Below are 17305 nucleotides of genomic sequence, written 5' to 3' on the forward strand. Positions count from 1 at the left end.
AAAGCTGACCGCCATATGCAACGATGACGGTGAGACGGCGATGATCGCCGCTCAGTGAACGAGCAACACCGGCTATGTAGAAGCAGGTGGACGCCAGTTCCTACACCACTTCCCGGGGCACTACCTTGGTCAACTTGTCGAAATCCTTGTTCGCGGTGTTGTTGGACCGGTCCTCCAGGTCGATTCTTTCAACCCAGAACGATCGGAACGACAAGAAGTCTTCACGCCTGATAGCCGTTAACGCCCCATCACCATTCACGGAAACCCACCTATTGAGAGCCCGCTTGAAAGGGTTTTCCCATTTCCTGATTTGATCACGGGATTTTCCTAATCTCCGATCTGGCGTCAGCTTGTAAAATTCGGACCAAATTTCCGACATCAGCAGCGGTGGCGCTTCAGCGGTGCCCATCAAGGCAACGGTCTCATCCGGATCAACTCGCAAATCCGTCGCGCTGATGGCTTCGATCCTTTTGAGCAACTCATCCTCCGGGAGGGCCGCGATCTGTGTCACTGGCAAATAGTTGAAGCCCCGATCCTGAGCGACCTTGCGGACCGCTTCATAAGCGGCCCGCGCGTCGGATGCTCGTCCGTCGAGCTTTGCCTGCCAGAGGTCGAGTTGTGCCTCCCAGACACGGGGCGCCTTTTTGCTCGCAAGCTTATGCGAGTCTGTCTCGAGCGAAATGGAAATGATTCTTTTCCGGGTCTCGACCTGCTCATAGCGCCGCGGGATACGTCTCACTAGATACCAAGTCTCGCCCCGTAACGTCAGATTCAGAGGTTTGGGCATGGCGAGTTCCTATCTTAGGAGATGTCACCGTACCGGAACGTCATGCAAATTGTCATGCACAATGTCATGCAGAAAACGTGCTTAACCTATTGCATTCACTGAATTATCCAATGAATTCAAAATCTTGAGTAGCGTATTTTTTTAGAAAGTGGCGGACCGAGGAGGATTCGAACCCCCGACCCCTTGATTCGTAGTCAAGTACTCTATCCAGCTGAGCTATCGGTCCACGAGGGGAGGCATTAAAGGCTGTGTCCGGGCTTTGCAATAGCCGATTGCCAGAAATCCGCGCTCAGGCCAGATCCCCTTTCGGCAGGACGATAACAAAAGACGTGCCCGTAGGCCCGGTATGCTCCAGCGTCAGGGTGCCGCCATGCCCGCGCACCAGTTCGGAAGAGATGGTGAGACCGAGGCCCGAGCCGCCCTTTGTGGCGCCGCCGGTGAACGGCGTAAAGAGATGTTCGCGCGCCTTGGGCGGCAGGCCGGGGCCGGTATCGCTGATGCGGATCGTCACCGCCTCGTCGGTCTCGTCGGCCTGCACGCTGATCTCACCGGGCTTGCCGCTGGTGACGATGGCCTGCCGGGCGTTGCGCACGAGGTTGGCGATCACGCGGTAGAGCTGCTCGGGATCGGCGCGCAGTTGAAAGCCCGCGCGCACATCCTCGGAGAAGCTGATATCGGCCTCCCCTGCCGAGAGACGCTCGCTGTCGATCACGTCGGTCACGATGTCCAGCAGGGCAAAGCGCGACAGGCGCGGCGCGGGCTCCTCGGCCTTGCCATAGGCCAGCGTCGATTCGCAGAGGTTCACGGCGCGGGTGATCGAGCCCACCAGCTTGGGCGCCATCCGCTTGACCATCGGATCCTCCGACGTCTCGAGCCGGTCGGTGAAGAGCTGCGCCGAGGTCAGGATGTTGCGCAGATCATGGCTGACCTTGGCAACCGCCCCGCCAAGGCCCGCAAGACGCTCTTTCTGGCGCAAGGCGCTGGTCAGCTGGGTTTGCATGAGGGCCAGCGTTTCTTCGGCTGCGCGCAATTCGGTGATTGTGGAGGAAGGCGCGATGACCCCGCGCGCATCCTCGGGCGCGTTGGCATAGGCCTTCATCGAGCCGACGACGCGGCTGATCGGCTCCACCAGAAAGACGCGCACGGCCAGAAAAAGCAGCACCGCGGTGATGATCGAAATGACGGCCGAGAGCACGAGGATGCGCAAGCCATAGTCAATCATCGCCATGCGCAGTGTCCTGGTCTCCATCGTGACCTCGATCAGCATCCCGGCGCTGCGCACCGGCATGCCGATGATGCGCACCACCTGGTCCTCGGTGCGCCACAGGCGCAGAAGCGCGTCGCGCATCAGCTCGAACGCGCCGGCATCCCTCAGGTCATACGTGTCGGCGATGGGCGACGGCAGCGGCGAGGACAGCACCAGTTGCCGCGCATCGTTGCGGCGCAGCACCACGTTATAGACGCCCGCATTGGCCAAGAGCTCTTCCTCGAGGTCCGGGCTGATCTCGTCACCCGCCAGCCGCGCCAGCGACGCGATTTGCGCCCGCTCCAGCCTGGACAGCAGGTAGTCCTCACGAAATCGCGCGATGGAGGGCACGAAGATCAGGACTTCGGCCAGCATCACGAAGATCGCCGTCAGGATCAGGAACCGGCCTGAGAGTGAGTTCATCTTGCCCTCTTGCCCTGTGACCGCCTATGGCAGCCATCGCTGAACAAGGCGCACCGCCCGCTTGACCCAGACGCTGTCAAAGAGGCGCGGGCTGAAATACGCCCCGGCGGCCCGTTTGTTGACTTCGCCGATGGTGGGATAGGGTGCAACCATAGCGGCAATCTGGCTCATCTTCATGTCATTTGCCAGCGCCAATGCCCAAAGCGCGATCAACTCGCCCGCCTGAGTGCCGACAATAGACGCACCAACGGGGCGGCCCTTGGCGACCATCACCTTGATCAGGCCGCGCGCGCTGCGCTCGGCGATGGCGCGGTCATTATGGGCGTATTCGTGGCGCACGACCTCAAGCTTGTCTCCGTATTCCTCGCGCGCCTGCGCCTCGGTCAGACCCACCTGCGCCAGCTCGGGCGCAGTATAGGTGGCCCAGGGGATATGGCTGGTCTTGGCCTTGGCCGGCAGGCCAAGCACGGCCGAGCGGATGACGATGCCCGCGTGATAATTCGCCAGATGCGTAAATTGCAGCCCGCCTGCCACGTCGCCGATGGCATAGACGCGCGAATTGGTGGTCTTCAGGCGCTCGTCCACCTTGATCCCGCGCTTGGTGGCCTCAATCCCCGCCTTGTCCAGATCGAGGCGGTCCACATTGCTCTTGCGCCCCACCGCCATCAGCAGGTGGCTGCCCTTGAAGATGCGCCCATCCTCGGCCTCGACCTCGATGGCGCCAGCGGTGCCGCGGATTTTCGAAGCCTTTGCGCCTTCCTCGATCTTGACACCTTCACCGCGCAGCGTGTCCAGCACGATGGCTGCCGTTTCGGGGTCATCATTGGCCAGCGCCGCGGCGCCCTCAATGACGGTCACCTCACTGCCCAGACGGCGATGTGCCTGCGCCATTTCCATCCCGATCGGTCCGCCACCGACGATCAGCAGATGCTCGGGCCGCTCGCGCAGCTCAAAGAGCGTCTCGTTCGTCAGATAGGGCACGCTGTCCAGCCCCGGAATGGGCGGCACTAGCGGGGAAGATCCCGTGGCGATAATGATGCGCCGGGCGGTGATGATGGTATCGCCGGCCTGCACCTCGGTTTCCGAAATGAAGCGCCCATATTCCTGGATCACCTCGACACCCAGCCCCTCGAAGCGCTCTACACTGTCGACGGGCGCGATGGTGGCGATGACATCGGCGACATGATCCTTGGCGGCGGCATAATCCACGTCGGGCACCACGTTGGCGACGCCGTACCGCTCCGAATGCGCCTGCGCATGAGCCGCCTTGCCGCTCGCGATCAGCGCCTTCGACGGCACGCAGCCGTAATTCAGGCAATCGCCGCCCATCTTGTGCCCTTCCAGCAGCACGACGCGCGCCCCCATCTGGACCGCGCCGGCAGCCACCGACAACCCGCCCGAGCCTGCCCCGATCACGAGGATATCCGTTTTCACTTTTTTCATTGGTTCAAATACCCTTTTTGCCGCGCACGGCCTTGATGAGGATGGGCAGGGCGGCGAGCGCGCTGAGGCCCAGAAGGGGGCCTATCACCTGCGGTTCCCACAAAAGGCTGAGGTCGGGGCTGTCGCCGCGGTCGAACACCTCGCCCAGCCCCACGCCGATCCAAGTAAAAACTAGCGCGCCGGGGATAATGCCCAGCGCCGTGGTCCAGGCGAAATTCCGGAACTTCACCCCTACCAGCGCCGGCAGCAGATTGGCCACGAAGAACGGCACAATCGGCACCAACCGCAGCAGGAAGAGGACGCTGATCTCGTTCTCGCTCAGCCCTTCCTTGACCCGCTTGAGCGTGCCCTCGCCCGCCTCCATCCGCGCGGCCAGCGTCTTGCCCAGCCCCATGCGCGCCGCTTGAAAAATGGCGATGGCGCCCAGCGTGGCCGCGATGACATTGAAGGCCGTGCCCGACCAGATCCCGAAGAGAAACCCGCCCGTGACCGACGCGACCGCCGCACCGGGCAGTGAAAAGGCGACAATCAGGACGTAGATGCCGATGAACCCCGCAACCATCACCGCAAAGTTCATGTCGCGAAAGGCCAGCAATGCCTCGCGATTGTCGCGCAGCGTCTCGAAGCTGAGGTAGTCGCGCAATGTGAAGGCCCCGATGGCCGCGACGAGCAGGATCAGCGCGAGGGGCGCATGGCGCATCACAGGGTGCTTGCGCTGCGACTGATCTTCTTTTTCGGTCGTATCGGTCATGTCAGTGATCCCTCCCGGCCATGCGGTCTTCCGACATAGATGACCGGTCTGCCCCACGCTGAATAGCCGTATCACGCCGCCTTGATCGCGCGTGACCTGTCGAGGCGCCGCATGGCGCTGGGCGGGCAGGTCTGTAACATGTCTACGTGCAGCAGCGCCGATTTGTTGCAAGAAATGCCCGCGCGGGGTTTGACTTGGCCAAATCGGCCTACTATAGACCGGGCTTCGGACATACCCGGATGTTTGCGCGATTCTTCGCAGTTGCGCGCGTGTCCGCACAAATTTGGAGACGGAGCGATGAAACGCACCTTTCAACCCTCGAACCTCGTTCGCAAGCGGCGCCACGGCTTTCGTGCGCGCATGGCCACCAAGGCCGGCCGCAAGATCCTGAACGCGCGCCGCGCCCGTGGCCGCAAGTCGCTGAGCGCCTAAGCGCCAGCGCAAGGACGCCGACATGACACCGCCGGAGGCCCCCGATCATCAGACCGGGACACTGCCCCCGGCGGTTTCGTCGTGTCCGGGTGCCAGATCCACTGGCCTGAACGTCCTCAAGACCCGCAAAACCTTTCTCATGGCGGCCCGCGCCGGGCGGCAGGGCACTGCCTCGATGATGGTGCAGGCCCGCAAACGCGCCGCGTCCGAGGATACGGCCGGGGTCCGCGTTGGCTTCACCTGCTCCAAAAAGGTTGGCAATGCCGTTGCCCGCAACCGGGCCAAGCGGCGCCTGCGCGAAGCGGCCCGCGCTGTTCTCCCGGATCACGGCAAGCCCGGCTGGGATTACGTGCTGATCGGCCGGGCCGAAGCGACGGCAACCCGTCCGTTCGATTTGCTGAAAGGCGATCTGATCTATGCCCTGCGCAAGCTGCACGCGGCAGAAAAATGACGCCGCTTGCCCGCCTTTTCGCCCTGCCGGTACGGGGCTATCGCCTGCTGTTCAGCCCATGGGTCGGTCATGGCTGCCGGTTTCATCCCACCTGCAGCGCCTACGCACTGGAGGCATTGGAGCGTCACGGCGGCATCAAGGGTGCGTGGCTGACCGCGCGGCGGATCGCGCGGTGCCATCCGTGGGGTGGGTCCGGCATCGATAACGTGCCGGACTAGCTCACGCTTACTTGGTCTGCGAGATCACGCCGCACGCCACGCGATCGCCGGCCTCGGCCTCGGATTCATACGTGTCGGGCTGAGCGTGGAGCATGATTGACGATCCATCCTCATCCATCAGCGGCGCCTCTCCATCCAGAACACTGAGCCGGGCGCTGTAGAACTCGGCCTTGGCCTCACCATTCTCATGCACATAGATGTTAGGCAGATCGCCCGCATGGGCGCCGTCTTCGGCCATCAGGCCATGACCATTGCCAGCGGGCGCATAATGCCCACCGGCGGCCTGAAAGCCGTCTTCGCAGGTTCCGGCCTCATGGACGTGAAAGCTGTGCCAGCCGGGGGTCAGCCCCGACAGCTCGGCGTGGAAAAGCGTGCCGTCTCCGGCCTGCCGGATCTGGACGACGCCGGCATCGCTGCCATCGGCGGTTTTCAGCATCGCCATCGCAGCGGAATCGGCGGAAAATGCAGGTGTTCCGAGGCCAAGCGCGGCGGCGGCGATCATTGCAATACGGGTCATTGAACTTCTCCTGTGTTTCGGGGCCATTTCACGCCCAACGCCGCAGGGCCCCCGCATGTTCCGGCCCTTGCCCGGCTGGCCTATCTGAATTAAAGCCTTCCCATGCTGGATGATGCCGACGATATTCACCCGCTCTTTCAGGGCGCGCCCCGCAGCACGGAATTCCGCAAGCTGCGCAAACGCATCGTGCGCCAGACACGCGAGGCAGTGGATCAGTATGGCATGGTGGATCGCGACGGGCCGCGCGCCAAATGGCTGGTCTGCCTCTCGGGCGGCAAGGACAGCTATACCCTGCTCGCCGTCCTGCACGAGTTGCAGTGGCGCGGGATGCTTCCTGTAGACCTGCTGGCCTGCAATCTCGATCAGGGGCAGCCGAATTTCCCGGCCACGGTCCTGCCCGAGTTCCTGAAAACCATGCAGGTACCCCACCGGATCGAGTATCAGGACACCTATTCCATCGTCGTAGACAAAGTGCCCCAAGGCCGCACCATGTGCGCGCTCTGCTCGCGCCTGCGGCGCGGCAATCTCTACCGCATCGCGCGCGAGGAAGGCTGCTCGGCCGTGGTGCTGGGCCACCACCGCGACGATATCCTCGAGACGTTTCTCATGAATCTCTTTCACGGCGGGTGCCTCGCCACGATGCCGCCCAAGCTGGTCAACGAGGAGGGCGATCTCTTTGTCTATCGCCCGCTCGCCCATGTGGCCGAGGCGGACTGCGAAAAATTCTCCAGCGCGATGGGCTATCCGATCATTCCCTGCGATCTCTGCGGCAGCCAGGACGGGCTGCAACGCCAGCAGGTCAAGCAAATCCTCGACGGATGGGAGCGAAACAACCCCGGTCGTCGGCAGGTGATGTTCCGCGCGCTGATGAATGCGCGGCCTTCCCATTTGCTGGATCCGCAACTCTTCGATTTTGCGGGACTTTCGATCAATTCGATAAAATCCGACCCAGATTTGGATGGCGCACCCCGGTTGCGTTAAGCGCATGTTGAGACACCGCGCGTATAGTGACTACAGCGGGTCTCAAAGGGTTTGCCGAATGCCGTCAGATTTCAGTTTTCTCAAGGCCGGGCTGACTGCGCGACTGCGCGGCGCCCTCACCGGCCCCCTGACCATCGCGCTGTTTCCGGCGCTGGTGCTGGCCGGTTTCTGGCTGGGCGGCGAACAGATGCTCGTCATGCTGGCGTTTGGCTATCCTCTCTGCTTGCTGGTCGCCGGGGCCTACAACGGCGCGGGCGGCCCTGCGGATGCGCCCGAGCGCGATGACGAAGAGACGGCGTTCGAGCAGGTCATGGACGCGGCCGTGCGCCGTGCGATTCAGACATCGCGCCGCACCGGCTGCATCTTACTCGAACTGGACGAATTCGCGGCCATGCGCGAAAGATTCGGCAGCGCCGCAAGCGATGCGGTGATGACGCAGATGGCGGCGCGCGCCGCTTCGGCTCTGCGCAGCCGCGATACCGTCCGCCGGATCGAGGATGATGTGCTGGCCATCTGCATCGCGCCCGTGCGCCAGCTGGATCTGGGGGTGATGCTTCAGATGGCCGCACGGCTGCAAGGCGCGGTGGAAGAGCCTGTGGTGATCGACGGCGCGACCGTCTATGTCACTGCCTCTGTCGGCCTCGCGCTGGATGCCAGCGCGCCCGAGGCCACAGGCCTCGGCGTGACCGCAGGCGCCACCACCGCCCTGGCCGAGGCGCGACGCCACGGCCCGTCCTCGATGCGCGCCTTCAGCCGCGACATGAAGCCGCCCGTCACCAGCGGCGCCCCCGATCTGATCAAGGCGGCCACCGACGCGCTGGAGAATGGTCAGATCCAGCCATGGTTCCAGCCACAGATCTGCACCGATAGTGGGCAAGTCAGCGGGTTCGAGGCGCTGGCGCGCTGGATGCATCCCGACCGCGGATTGATCGCCCCGGCCGAATTCCTGCCCCTTCTGGAACAGGCGGGTGCGATGGAGCGGCTGGGCGAGGTCATCCTCTACAATGCGCTCTCGGCGCTCAAGCTCTGGGATGCGGCGGGCCTCGACGTGCCGCAGGTCGGCGTCAACTTCTCCCCCGAAGAGCTGCGCAACCCGCGCCTGGTGAAAAAGATCGAGTGGTAGCTTGACCGGTTCGATCTGCCCGCACACCGCCTCAACGTCGAAATCCTCGAGACGGTGGTCGCGCTGTCACCCGACGATACGGTCGTGCGCAACATCGCCGGGCTGTCCGATCTGGGTTGCCGCATCGATCTGGACGATTTCGGCACTGGCCATGCCTCTATCTCGTCAATCCGCCGGTTCGATGTGCAGCGGCTAAAGATCGACCGCTCCTTCGTGATGAAGGTTGACCGCGACCCCGAGCAGCAGCGCATGGTTTCGGCAATTCTGACGATGGCCGAGCAGCTCGGCCTCGCCACTCTGGCCGAGGGTGTCGAGACGGCTGGCGAGCATGCGATGCTGGCGCAACTGGGCTGCGGGCACGTTCAGGGCTATGGCATCGGGCGACCGATTCCGCTGGACCAGACGGTCGAGTGGGTGACGCGCCACCTGTCCCGCCTGGTGATGCCGCCATCCATCGGACGCCATATCGGCTAAAAAGCCGCGTTATGCGCGGCCAGGCGCCGTATCACACCGGGAATCCGCTTGACCTTTGGGGCCGCACTCTGTTGAACCTCCGGTGACCCCCAAGAGGTGATTTCGGACCAATGCCAGCCATGCTGCAACGGCCATTTCGCACCGGGGAGCGGATAAAGTTGCGCGTGTTGCGTGCCCACGGCCCGGCGGGCCGACGCGGCGCGCAGCCCCCTAACAGATGATTGGCAGCCCGGAATGGACGATCAGAACAAGAACCTAATTCTCGCCACGGCGCTGAGTTTCCTCGTGATCATGCTGTGGTTCGTCCTGTTCCCGGCCCCCGAGGCGCCCCTTACGCCACCTGCGGAGACCGCCGCCGAAACATCTGCCGATGCGGCCGCAGATGGCATCGCCAGCACCCCCGGCGCGATCGATAGCACCGGCGCCGCAACCGCCGAGACGGACGCCCCCAAGCCTGCCGACGCCCCCCGCGTTGCCATCGACACGCCCAGCCTCGAGGGCAGCATCTCGCTCCAGGGCGGGCGCATCGACCAATTGTCGCTCAAGAATTACCGCGAGACGATCGAGCCTGACTCGCCCATCGTGGATCTGCTGTCGCCCATCGGCAGCGATCAGCCCTATTATGCCCTCTTCGGATGGGCCCCCGGCGCGGGGCTGGACCCCGAGCTGGTGCCAGGCGCCAACACGCTCTGGCAGGTCGAGAACGGCGAGACCCTGACCCCCGACAGCCCCATCACACTGACCTGGGACAACGGCGCTGGCCTGACCTTCACCCGCGTCATTTCCGTCGATGACAAGTTCATGTTCAACGTCGAGCAGTCCGTGCAGAACAGCAGCGACGCCACCGTCTCCCTTGCTCCCTACGGCATTCTGGCACGTCATGGCCTGCCACGCGATCTCAAGAATTTCTTCATCCTGCACGAGGGCGGCATCCGCATGGCGGATGGCGAGCTGACCGAGACGGATTATGATGATTTCGACCCAATTTCAGGGGTCAAGACCATCGCCGTCGAGCAGGCAGGCTGGACCGGCCTGACCGACCAATACTGGATGACAACGTTGATCCCGCGCGACACGGGCGGCTTCAACGTCACCACGCTGCAGGACACGCGCCGGGACATCTATCAGACGACTGCACGCATGCCGACGCAAACCGTCGCCCCCGGCGAAAGCGCCACGACCCGGCTTGAAGTTTTCGCCGGCGCCAAGGAGTGGGAGACAATCCGCGAGTATCAGAACGAGGATGGCGTCGACCGCTTTCTTGATTCGATCGATTGGGGCTGGTTCTTCTTTCTGACCAAACCGATCTTTGCCGTGCTGCACTACCTCAACCAGTTGATCGGCAACATGGGCTGGGCGATCATCGGCCTGACGCTGCTGATCAAGGCGCTGCTGCTGCCGCTGGCCTACAAATCCTACGTCTCGATGGCCAAGATGAAAGAGCTTGGCCCCCAGATGGAAAAGATCAAGGAAGAGGCCGGCGACGACAAGCAGAAGATGCAGAAGTCGATCATGGAGCTCTACAAGAAGGAAAAGGTGAACCCCGCTTCTGGCTGCCTGCCGATCCTGTTGCAGATCCCGATCTTCTTCTCGCTCTACAAGGTGATCTTTGTCACGCTCGAACTTCGCCACGCGCCGTGGATCGGCTGGATTCAGGATCTCAGCGCACCTGACCCTTCGTCGATCCTGAACCTCTTTGGTCTTTTGCCCTACGCGCCGCCGAACCCCGACTCGGTGCTGGCGATCCTGTCGCTGGGCATCTTGCCGATCCTCCTCGGCATCTCGATGTGGCTGCAGCAAAAACTGAACCCGACACCGACCGATCCGACGCAAAAGATGATCTTTGCCTGGATGCCTTGGGTTTTCATGTTCATGCTGGGCCAGTTCGCCAGCGGCCTTGTGATTTACTGGATCGCGAACAATACGATCACCTTCGCGCAACAATACGCGATCATGCGCAGCCAGGGCTACAAGCCGGACGTCTTCGGCAATATCGTCCAAGGCTTCAAGCGCAAGCCGAAGGGCGACGCCGACGAAACCAAAAAGGCGAAGGCCAAGAGCGATAAATCATGACGCACGTCGCCGCTCTTTGGCGCCACCCGATCAAGGCCCATGGCTTTGAGGCGCTGGAGCGCGTGCACTTGTCCGAGGGCTGCACCCTGCCCTGGGATCGCCGCTGGGCGGTTGCCCATGACGCAGCCGCGCCCGAGGCCGATGGCCGCGGCTGGGCGCCCTGCAACAACTTCTCGCGCGGGGCCAAGGCGCCGCAGCTGATGGCGATCTCCGCCAGCACGGACGAGGCAGCCGGCACGGTGACACTGCGCCACCCGCAGCGGGAGGATCTGACATTCGATCCGGATACCGACGCGGCGGCGTTTCTGAACTGGGTTCGCCCCCTGATGCCCGAAGACCGCGCGCAATCGGCAGGGATCGTGCGGGCGCCCGATCAGGGCATGACGGATTCGGAATTTGCCTCGATCAGCATCGTGAACCTCGCCTCGGGCCGAGATCTGGCCGCGCGCCTGGGGCAGGAGCTGTCACCGCTGCGCTGGCGCGCCAACATCCATCTGGACGGGCTTGCGCCGTGGGCTGAACGCGCGTGGGTTGGCCGCACCCTGCGCATTGGCACCACCGAGCTGGAGCTGCGTGAGGCCATCATTCGCTGCCGGGCCACCACTGCGAACCCCGCCACCGGCGAGCGGGACGCAGACACGCTGGGCGCACTCAAGGAGCTGGGCCATCAGGAATTCGGCCTTTACGGTGTGGTCACACGCGACGGCGAGATCGCCGTCGGCGACAAGGCAGAGCTGCTATGATGGATGCCCTTCCCTTCCCCCTTGCCGAAGCACCGGACGCTGCCGCCGCCGAGCGGGGCCGCATCCTCTTTGCGGGCGAGACGGAGTTTCTAAAGGGCGTTGTCGCAATGTCCGGCCTGCCCGAAGCGGACCGGATCGAGGTGTGTTTTGCCGGGCGCTCGAATGTCGGAAAATCGACGCTGATCAATGCGCTTACGGGTCGCAAGGCGCTGGCGCGGGCCTCCAACACGCCGGGCCGCACGCAGGAGGTGAACTTTTTTACCCTTGCGGACAGTCACTACCTCGTTGATCTGCCCGGTTATGGCTATGCCAACGCACCGCTGCCGGTAGTAGAGAAATGGCAGGCGCTGCTGAAACGCTACCTCTCGGGCCGTCAGAACCTGCGCCGCGCCTTCGTGCTGGTCGACACGCGCCACGGAATCAAGCCGGTGGATCACGAGATCATGAGCCTGCTCGACAGTGCTGCCGTGACCTTTCAGGTGGTGATGACCAAGGCAGACAAGCTGCGCGGCACGGAACTCGACACGATCCTGACCCAGGTCCGCGGCGAGCTCAAGCGCCACCCGGCCGCCTTCCCCGAGCTGATCCTGACTTCGAGCGAAAAGGGCGAGGGCATCGCGACCCTGCGCGCGACCATCGCCGATCTGGTGTGACCCTTGCAAGCGGACGCGCCGCGCCCGATAGTTGGCCGGACGAGGGACAACAGATGAAGCAACGTGACATGAACCGCGACTGGATTTCGACCGCCCGCACGCTCAGCGAGGCCCTGCCATACCTGCAACGCTATGACGACGCCATCGTGGTCATCAAGTTCGGCGGGCACGCCATGGGCGACGACGAGGCGATGGAGACCTTCGCCCGCGACGTGGTGCTGATGCGGCAGGTCGGCGTGAACCCGGTGATCGTGCATGGCGGCGGCCCCATGATCAACGAGATGCTGGACAAGCTGGCGATCAAATCCGATTTCGTGAACGGCAAGCGGGTAACTGACGAGGCGACGATGGAAGTCGTCGAGATGGTCCTATCGGGCCGCGTGAACAAGCGCATCGTGCAGGCAATCAATGCGCAGGGCGGCCGCGCCGTGGGCCTTTCGGGCAAGGATGCCAATCTGGTCATCTGCGATCCGGCGGACCCGGCGCTGGGGCTGGTGGGCACGCCCACGGATGTCGACCCGCGCATCCTGCATACGCTTTTCCGCGATGACGCGATCCCGGTGATTGCGCCCCTCGGCGCGGGCCGCGCGGGTGGGACCTACAACATCAATGGCGATACCATGGCTGGCGCCATCGCCGCCGCGCTCAAGGCCGACCGGCTGCTGCTGCTGACGGATGTGGATGGCGTGCGCGATGCCGCGGGCCATGTGATCACCGACCTCAAGGCCGACCAGGTGCGCGCGATGACCGCCGACGGCACGATTTCCGGCGGCATGATACCAAAGACAGAAACCGCGCTGGATGCCATCGCGGGCGGTGTGCGGGCGGTCGTCATCCTCGATGGCCGGGTGCCCAATGCGCCGCTGCTCGAGCTTTTCACCGAGCATGGCGCAGGTTCCATGATCCGCGCATGACGCGCTATGCAGCCATCGCGCAGGCAGCGTCCGGGGCGCATCTGGACGTGATGGGCTGCGTGCAGGAGGGCGGCGGCACGGTGATCCTGCTGGGGCCTGCGCAAGGTTTCTGGCCCGCGCTCAAGGCCAGTCCCGAATGGCAGGACGGCGCGCCCGACCCGGTCGACCGATGGTCGCGGCGCGTGATCGGCGCGTTGGCGGATGATCTGCGGGCCGAAGCGCTCTTTCCCTTTGGCGGGCCACCCTACCAGCCCTTCCTGCGGTGGGCGATGGCGTCAGGGCGCGCGTGGCAAAGCCCGGCGGGCATGTTGGTACATGACACGCAGGGCCTTTGGGTGTCCTATCGTGGGGCGTTGCGCTTCGGTCATAATATCCCTCTGCCCCCGCCAGGCGCATCGCCCTGCGAGACCTGCGCCGATCAGCCTTGCATGACCGCGTGCCCCGTCGATGCGCTGAGCGCCGAGCGCGGCTATGACGTGGCGGCCTGTCATGCATTTCTGGACACGCCCGCGGGTGCGGATTGCCTGATCCAAGGCTGCAAGGCCCGGCGCGCCTGCCCCGTCTCCCAAGCCTTCGGACGCGACCCCGAGCAATCGGCCTTTCACATGAGCTATTTCCACCGCTGAGCCGGACGAAAAAGGGCGGCCCGTCGCGGACCGCCCTCGTCACGTCTCTAGCTGATGGCGCTCAGTGCCCCAAGATCTGGCTCAGGAACAGTTTGGTGCGGTCCGAGCGGGGATTGTTGAAGAACTCTTCCGGCTCGTTCTGCTCGACGATCTGGCCCTGATCCATGAAGATCACGCGGTTGGCGACCTGGCGGGCAAAGCCCATCTCATGGGTCACGCAAAGCATGGTCATGCCTTCCTCGGCCAGCTCGATCATGGTGTCGAGCACCTCCTTGATCATCTCGGGGTCAAGGGCCGATGTCGGCTCGTCAAACAGCATGATCCGCGGCTTCATGCAGAGCGAGCGGGCAATCGCCACGCGCTGCTGCTGACCGCCCGAAAGCTGGCCGGGATACTTGTTCGCCTGATCGGGGATTTTCACCTTCTCAAGGAAGTGCATCGCCGTTTCTTCGGCCTCGCGCTTGGGTACCTTGCGGACCCAGATGGGGGCCAGGGTGCAGTTCTCCAAGATGGTCAGATGCGGAAAAAGGTTGAAGTGCTGAAAGCACATGCCGACCTCGCGCCGGATCTTGTCGATATTCTTGATATCCGACGACAGGGTGATGCCATCGACTTCGATCGTGCCTTTCTGGTGCTCTTCCAGCGCGTTGATGCAGCGGATCAGCGTGGATTTGCCTGACCCCGAAGGCCCGCAGATCACGATCCGCTCGCCCCGGTTCACCGTCAGGTCGATATCGCGCAGTACGTGAAAGCTGCCATACCACTTGTTCATGTTGCGGATCGAGATGGCGACCTCGTCCGAGATCTTCATTTGAGCTTCGGCCATTGGAGATCTCCCTTAACGATGACCGGTCTGAAGCTGACGCTCCAACCATTGCGAGTATTGCGAAATGCCGTAGCAGACGACGAAGAACAGCAGCGCGGCAAAGCTGAACAGCTCCCAATAGACGCCGTTCCACTCGGTCGAAGCCAGGATCGGACCGCGGATCATGCCCACCAGATCGAACATCGAGATGACCGAAACCAGCGTGGTATCCTTGAAGAGGCCCACCGCGATATTGACGATGCCGGGGATCGAGATTTTGAGCGCCTGCGGGAGAATGATCAGCCGCATCGCCTGCGGATAGTCGAGGCCAAGGCTGTCGCCCGCCTCATACTGCCCCTTCGGCAACGCGGCGAGGCCGCCCCGAATCACCTCGGCGATATAGGCCGAGGCGAACATCGTGATCATGATGATCACACGCAGGATCAGATCGAAGGTCGTGCCCGGCGGCAGGAAATAGGCCAGAACGACGTTGGCAACGAAGAGGAGCGTGATCAGGGGCACGCCCCGGATGAACTCGATGAAGACGACGCAGATGCCCTTGATCAGCGGTAGCTTCGACTGGCGGCCAAGCGCCAGCACGATGCCCAGCGGGATCGACAGTGACACGCAGGTGACACCCAAGATCAGGTTCAGCATGAAGCCGCCCATGTCCCGTGACGGAACAACCTCCAGCCAGGGCGTCGAGGGCGCAATCGCCTCGGTGATCATGCCACCGATCCACCAGACGACAGCTGCCGCCGCGATGGCGGCAAAGAAACCGGCCGCGAAGTTGCGTTTGACGAGCCGAGCATAGGCCACGTAGCCCGCGACAAAGCCCAGAAGCGCAAAGATGGGAACCAATGTCGTGCCACCCCAGATCAGCCAATAGGCGACAAAGGGATAGAGCGCCGTGATGATGAGCAACTTGCGCGGCAGCTTGAAGAACATGACAGGGGCGATGGCGGCAAAGAGCAGCAGGAATGCGATTCCGGGGCGCCAGTATTGGTCGCTGGGGTATTTGAACCCGAAAAGAAGCTGATTCCAGCGCTCGGTCAGGACGGCGAAACATGCGCCCACCTCGCCCTGCAGCACCTCGCGGCAGGCGGTCAGGCTGGGGGCGTCCCAGATCCCGTTCATCAGCCACGGCATGATCGCCTGAAGGATCAGGAAGATCACGTAAAGCGATGCGATGGTCAGCAGGGCGTTGGACCACGTGCTGAAGAGGTTGTCGCGCATCCATCTGACCGCACCGGCCTCGGCAGTTGGGGGCGGCGATGCAGGGATGGCGGTTTCGCGGACGAAGGCGACGGATTCTGCGTGCGTGTCAGACATATTACCGCTCCTTCAGCTTAACCGAGTTGTTGTAGACGTTCATGATCGCGGAAATCGCCAGCGAGATCGCGAGATAGAACAGCATGAGCAACAGCACGCATTCGATGGCGCGGCCCGTCTGGTTCAGGGTGATCCCGCCCAGCGTTGCGGTGACATCGGCATAGCCGACGGCAATGGCCAGCGACGAGTTCTTGGTCAGGTTCAGATATTGCGAGATCAGCGGCGGGATGATGACCCGCAGCGCCTGCGGAAGTACGACAAGGTTCATGATCCGGCGGGGACGCAGGCCAAGGGCGGCGGCCGCCTCGGTCTGGCCGTGCGACACGGCTTGGATGCCCGCGCGCACGTTCTCGGCGATGAAGGCGCCGGTATAGATCGACAGGGCGAACCACAGCGCGATCAGGGGCGCGCCAATCTTGATCCCGCCGCCAAAGTTGAAACCCTTGAGCACCGGGATATCCAGCCCCACCGGGCGACCGAGGATGAAGAACATCAGGATCGTCGGCACCAGCAGGATCGCCAGCGACGGCCAGCCCATCGGCAGCAGCTTGCCCGTGTCGAAGAGCAGCTTTTTTGCATAGCCGCGATAGGCAAAGACGCCGACGACCGACGCGATGAACGTGAACAGCAAAAGCATCGAGCCGGGACCCCAGACGGGTGCCGGGACATAGATGCCGCGATTGGTGAAGGCGAACATGCCGAGCAGCATAGTGCTGGCCGGATCGTCGCCGCGGAACGCGTTGGGCGCGGGCAGCGAGACGGTCATGATCGCATAGATGATCAGGATCCAGATCAGCACCGGCACGTTGCGGAACGCCTCGACATAGGCGGCCATCAGGCGCGATACGATCCAGTTGTTGCTGAGGCGCAAAACGCCCGCGAGCACACCAAAGATGGTGGCCGTGAAACAGCCCAGAAGCGCGACCAGCAGCGTGTTGAGAATACCGACCTTGGCCGCCTGCCAGTTCGAAGACTGGCTGGTATAGGGGATCAGCGTCTGGCCGACATCATATCCTGCGGTATCCTCCAAGAAGCCGAACGAGATGTTCAGACCAGCGTCGTTGAGGTTGTTGATCAGGTTGCGGCCCAGATAGAAAAAGACCGCAAAGAGAGCAACCGCAGCAATGACCTGGAACGTGATGGCGCGGTAGCGCGTGTCGCTCAAGAGTTGAGATACACGAAACCCGCCCTTGTCGGGGTCGGTAATGGAGCTCATGTGACTTCCCTGGTTTTCCGGATGATTGGTGTCGGGGATGGTTTATCCGTCCCTCGCATCACGCGGATTTTTTCTTGGATCATCGTAGGAAAATTCG

General features: G+C 63.0%; 17 protein-coding genes, 1 tRNA gene and 1 pseudogene. 10 read left to right on the plus strand and 9 right to left on the minus strand.

What is annotated here, in order from left to right; translation table 11 throughout:
- Positions 1-100 precede the first annotated feature (100 nt).
- The 5 genes from ACEWPL_RS06205 to ACEWPL_RS06225 form a co-directional block, all read right to left on the minus strand.
- Positions 101-787, minus strand: coding sequence for a DUF6538 domain-containing protein (locus ACEWPL_RS06205; RefSeq protein ID WP_393932564.1), 687 nt, complete (start codon positions 785-787; stop codon positions 101-103).
- Between the two features lie 149 nt (positions 788-936).
- Positions 937-1013 (minus strand) — tRNA-Arg (locus ACEWPL_RS06210).
- 63 nt (positions 1014-1076) lie between these two features.
- A complete protein-coding gene (locus tag ACEWPL_RS06215; protein WP_393932566.1) occupies positions 1077-2456 on the minus strand; it encodes a sensor histidine kinase in 1380 nt (459 codons plus the stop codon).
- A 24-nt stretch (positions 2457-2480) separates the two neighbouring features.
- Positions 2481-3899, minus strand: coding sequence for a dihydrolipoyl dehydrogenase family protein (locus tag ACEWPL_RS06220; RefSeq protein WP_393932568.1), 1419 nt, complete (start codon positions 3897-3899; stop codon positions 2481-2483).
- A 4-nt stretch (positions 3900-3903) separates the two neighbouring features.
- Complete coding sequence (locus tag ACEWPL_RS06225; RefSeq protein WP_393932570.1) at positions 3904-4650, minus strand: TVP38/TMEM64 family protein; 747 nt, start codon at positions 4648-4650, stop codon at positions 3904-3906.
- A 297-nt stretch (positions 4651-4947) separates the two neighbouring features.
- Here ACEWPL_RS06225 and rpmH point away from each other — a divergent pair, with 297 nt between their 5' ends.
- From rpmH to yidD, 3 genes are read left to right on the plus strand one after another with little or no spacing between them, the layout of a single operon-like run.
- On the plus strand, positions 4948-5082 hold the full coding sequence (rpmH, locus tag ACEWPL_RS06230) for a 50S ribosomal protein L34 (protein WP_012177012.1): 135 nt from the start codon (positions 4948-4950) through the stop codon (positions 5080-5082).
- Between the two features lie 22 nt (positions 5083-5104).
- On the plus strand, positions 5105-5533 hold the full coding sequence (rnpA, locus tag ACEWPL_RS06235; protein ID WP_393932574.1) for a ribonuclease P protein component: 429 nt from the start codon (positions 5105-5107) through the stop codon (positions 5531-5533).
- Positions 5530-5751 carry a membrane protein insertion efficiency factor YidD gene (gene yidD, locus ACEWPL_RS06240; RefSeq protein WP_393932576.1) on the plus strand — a complete coding sequence of 74 codons (222 nt, stop codon included), beginning with the start codon at positions 5530-5532 and terminating at the stop codon, positions 5749-5751. Before rnpA ends, yidD begins: the two co-directional genes overlap by 4 nt.
- A gap of 7 nt (positions 5752-5758) precedes the next feature.
- Here the strand turns inward: yidD and ACEWPL_RS06245 are convergent, their stop codons facing one another.
- Positions 5759-6268 carry a superoxide dismutase family protein gene (locus ACEWPL_RS06245; protein ID WP_393932578.1) on the minus strand — a complete coding sequence of 170 codons (510 nt, stop codon included), beginning with the start codon at positions 6266-6268 and terminating at the stop codon, positions 5759-5761.
- Positions 6269-6370: 102 nt separating this feature from the next.
- On the opposite strand from ACEWPL_RS06245, the gene ttcA reads away from it, so the two are divergent.
- The 7 genes and pseudogenes from ttcA to ACEWPL_RS06280 all read left to right on the plus strand — a co-directional run bounded on the left by ttcA (position 6371) and on the right by ACEWPL_RS06280 (position 13855).
- Positions 6371-7249, plus strand: coding sequence for a tRNA 2-thiocytidine(32) synthetase TtcA (gene ttcA, locus ACEWPL_RS06250; protein WP_393932580.1), 879 nt, complete (start codon positions 6371-6373; stop codon positions 7247-7249).
- A gap of 196 nt (positions 7250-7445) precedes the next feature.
- Positions 7446-8846 (plus strand): annotated as a pseudogene (locus ACEWPL_RS06255) (putative bifunctional diguanylate cyclase/phosphodiesterase).
- Positions 8847-9080: 234 nt separating this feature from the next.
- Positions 9081-10919, plus strand: a complete 1839-nt coding sequence (gene yidC / locus ACEWPL_RS06260; RefSeq protein WP_393932582.1) for a membrane protein insertase YidC — start codon at positions 9081-9083, stop codon at positions 10917-10919.
- On the plus strand, positions 10916-11662 hold the full coding sequence (locus ACEWPL_RS06265) for an MOSC domain-containing protein (protein ID WP_393932584.1): 747 nt from the start codon (positions 10916-10918) through the stop codon (positions 11660-11662). Before yidC ends, ACEWPL_RS06265 begins: the two co-directional genes overlap by 4 nt.
- Entirely contained in the window at positions 11662-12315 is a 654-nt protein-coding gene (gene yihA, locus ACEWPL_RS06270) for a ribosome biogenesis GTP-binding protein YihA/YsxC (RefSeq protein ID WP_393933339.1), read from the plus strand. Before ACEWPL_RS06265 ends, yihA begins: the two co-directional genes overlap by 1 nt.
- Positions 12316-12368: 53 nt before the next feature.
- Positions 12369-13229: an acetylglutamate kinase gene (gene argB / locus ACEWPL_RS06275; protein WP_393932586.1), complete on the plus strand. Its 861-nt coding sequence runs from the start codon at positions 12369-12371 to the stop codon at positions 13227-13229.
- The gene (locus ACEWPL_RS06280) at positions 13226-13855 is read left to right on the plus strand and encodes a ferredoxin (RefSeq protein WP_393932588.1); all 630 of its coding nucleotides are present in this window, start codon (positions 13226-13228) and stop codon (positions 13853-13855) included. The genes argB and ACEWPL_RS06280 overlap by 4 nt, the downstream gene beginning before the upstream one ends.
- Before the next feature lie 61 nt (positions 13856-13916).
- Here ACEWPL_RS06280 and ACEWPL_RS06285 read toward each other — a convergent pair whose 3' ends face one another.
- From ACEWPL_RS06285 to ACEWPL_RS06295, 3 genes are read right to left on the minus strand one after another with little or no spacing between them, the layout of a single operon-like run.
- Entirely contained in the window at positions 13917-14681 is a 765-nt protein-coding gene (locus tag ACEWPL_RS06285; RefSeq protein ID WP_393932590.1) for an amino acid ABC transporter ATP-binding protein, read from the minus strand.
- Between the two features lie 12 nt (positions 14682-14693).
- Complete coding sequence (locus ACEWPL_RS06290) at positions 14694-15992, minus strand: amino acid ABC transporter permease (RefSeq protein WP_393932592.1); 1299 nt, start codon at positions 15990-15992, stop codon at positions 14694-14696.
- 1 nt (position 15993) lies between these two features.
- Positions 15994-17208: an amino acid ABC transporter permease gene (locus ACEWPL_RS06295; RefSeq protein WP_393932594.1), complete on the minus strand. Its 1215-nt coding sequence runs from the start codon at positions 17206-17208 to the stop codon at positions 15994-15996.
- Positions 17209-17305 lie beyond the last annotated feature (97 nt).

Origin of the sequence: Roseovarius roseus, from assembly GCF_043355935.2 — a bacterium.
Taxonomy (GTDB): Bacteria; Pseudomonadota; Alphaproteobacteria; order Rhodobacterales; family Rhodobacteraceae; genus Roseovarius; species Roseovarius roseus.

Coding starts and splice junctions, on each gene's coding strand:
- ACEWPL_RS06205 (WP_393932564.1), bottom strand. CDS start 787: ATGCCCAAACCTCTGAATCTGACGTTACGGGGCGAGACTTGGTATCTA.
- ACEWPL_RS06215 (WP_393932566.1), bottom strand. CDS start 2,456: ATGAACTCACTCTCAGGCCGGTTCCTGATCCTGACGGCGATCTTCGTG.
- ACEWPL_RS06220 (WP_393932568.1), bottom strand. CDS start 3,899: ATGAAAAAAGTGAAAACGGATATCCTCGTGATCGGGGCAGGCTCGGGC.
- ACEWPL_RS06225 (WP_393932570.1), bottom strand. CDS start 4,650: ATGACCGATACGACCGAAAAAGAAGATCAGTCGCAGCGCAAGCACCCT.
- rpmH (WP_012177012.1), top strand. CDS start 4,948: ATGAAACGCACCTTTCAACCCTCGAACCTCGTTCGCAAGCGGCGCCAC.
- rnpA (WP_393932574.1), top strand. CDS start 5,105: ATGACACCGCCGGAGGCCCCCGATCATCAGACCGGGACACTGCCCCCG.
- yidD (WP_393932576.1), top strand. CDS start 5,530: ATGACGCCGCTTGCCCGCCTTTTCGCCCTGCCGGTACGGGGCTATCGC.
- ACEWPL_RS06245 (WP_393932578.1), bottom strand. CDS start 6,268: ATGACCCGTATTGCAATGATCGCCGCCGCCGCGCTTGGCCTCGGAACA.
- ttcA (WP_393932580.1), top strand. CDS start 6,371: ATGCTGGATGATGCCGACGATATTCACCCGCTCTTTCAGGGCGCGCCC.
- yidC (WP_393932582.1), top strand. CDS start 9,081: ATGGACGATCAGAACAAGAACCTAATTCTCGCCACGGCGCTGAGTTTC.
- ACEWPL_RS06265 (WP_393932584.1), top strand. CDS start 10,916: ATGACGCACGTCGCCGCTCTTTGGCGCCACCCGATCAAGGCCCATGGC.
- yihA (WP_393933339.1), top strand. CDS start 11,662: ATGGATGCCCTTCCCTTCCCCCTTGCCGAAGCACCGGACGCTGCCGCC.
- argB (WP_393932586.1), top strand. CDS start 12,369: ATGAAGCAACGTGACATGAACCGCGACTGGATTTCGACCGCCCGCACG.
- ACEWPL_RS06280 (WP_393932588.1), top strand. CDS start 13,226: ATGACGCGCTATGCAGCCATCGCGCAGGCAGCGTCCGGGGCGCATCTG.
- ACEWPL_RS06285 (WP_393932590.1), bottom strand. CDS start 14,681: ATGGCCGAAGCTCAAATGAAGATCTCGGACGAGGTCGCCATCTCGATC.
- ACEWPL_RS06290 (WP_393932592.1), bottom strand. CDS start 15,992: ATGTCTGACACGCACGCAGAATCCGTCGCCTTCGTCCGCGAAACCGCC.
- ACEWPL_RS06295 (WP_393932594.1), bottom strand. CDS start 17,208: ATGAGCTCCATTACCGACCCCGACAAGGGCGGGTTTCGTGTATCTCAA.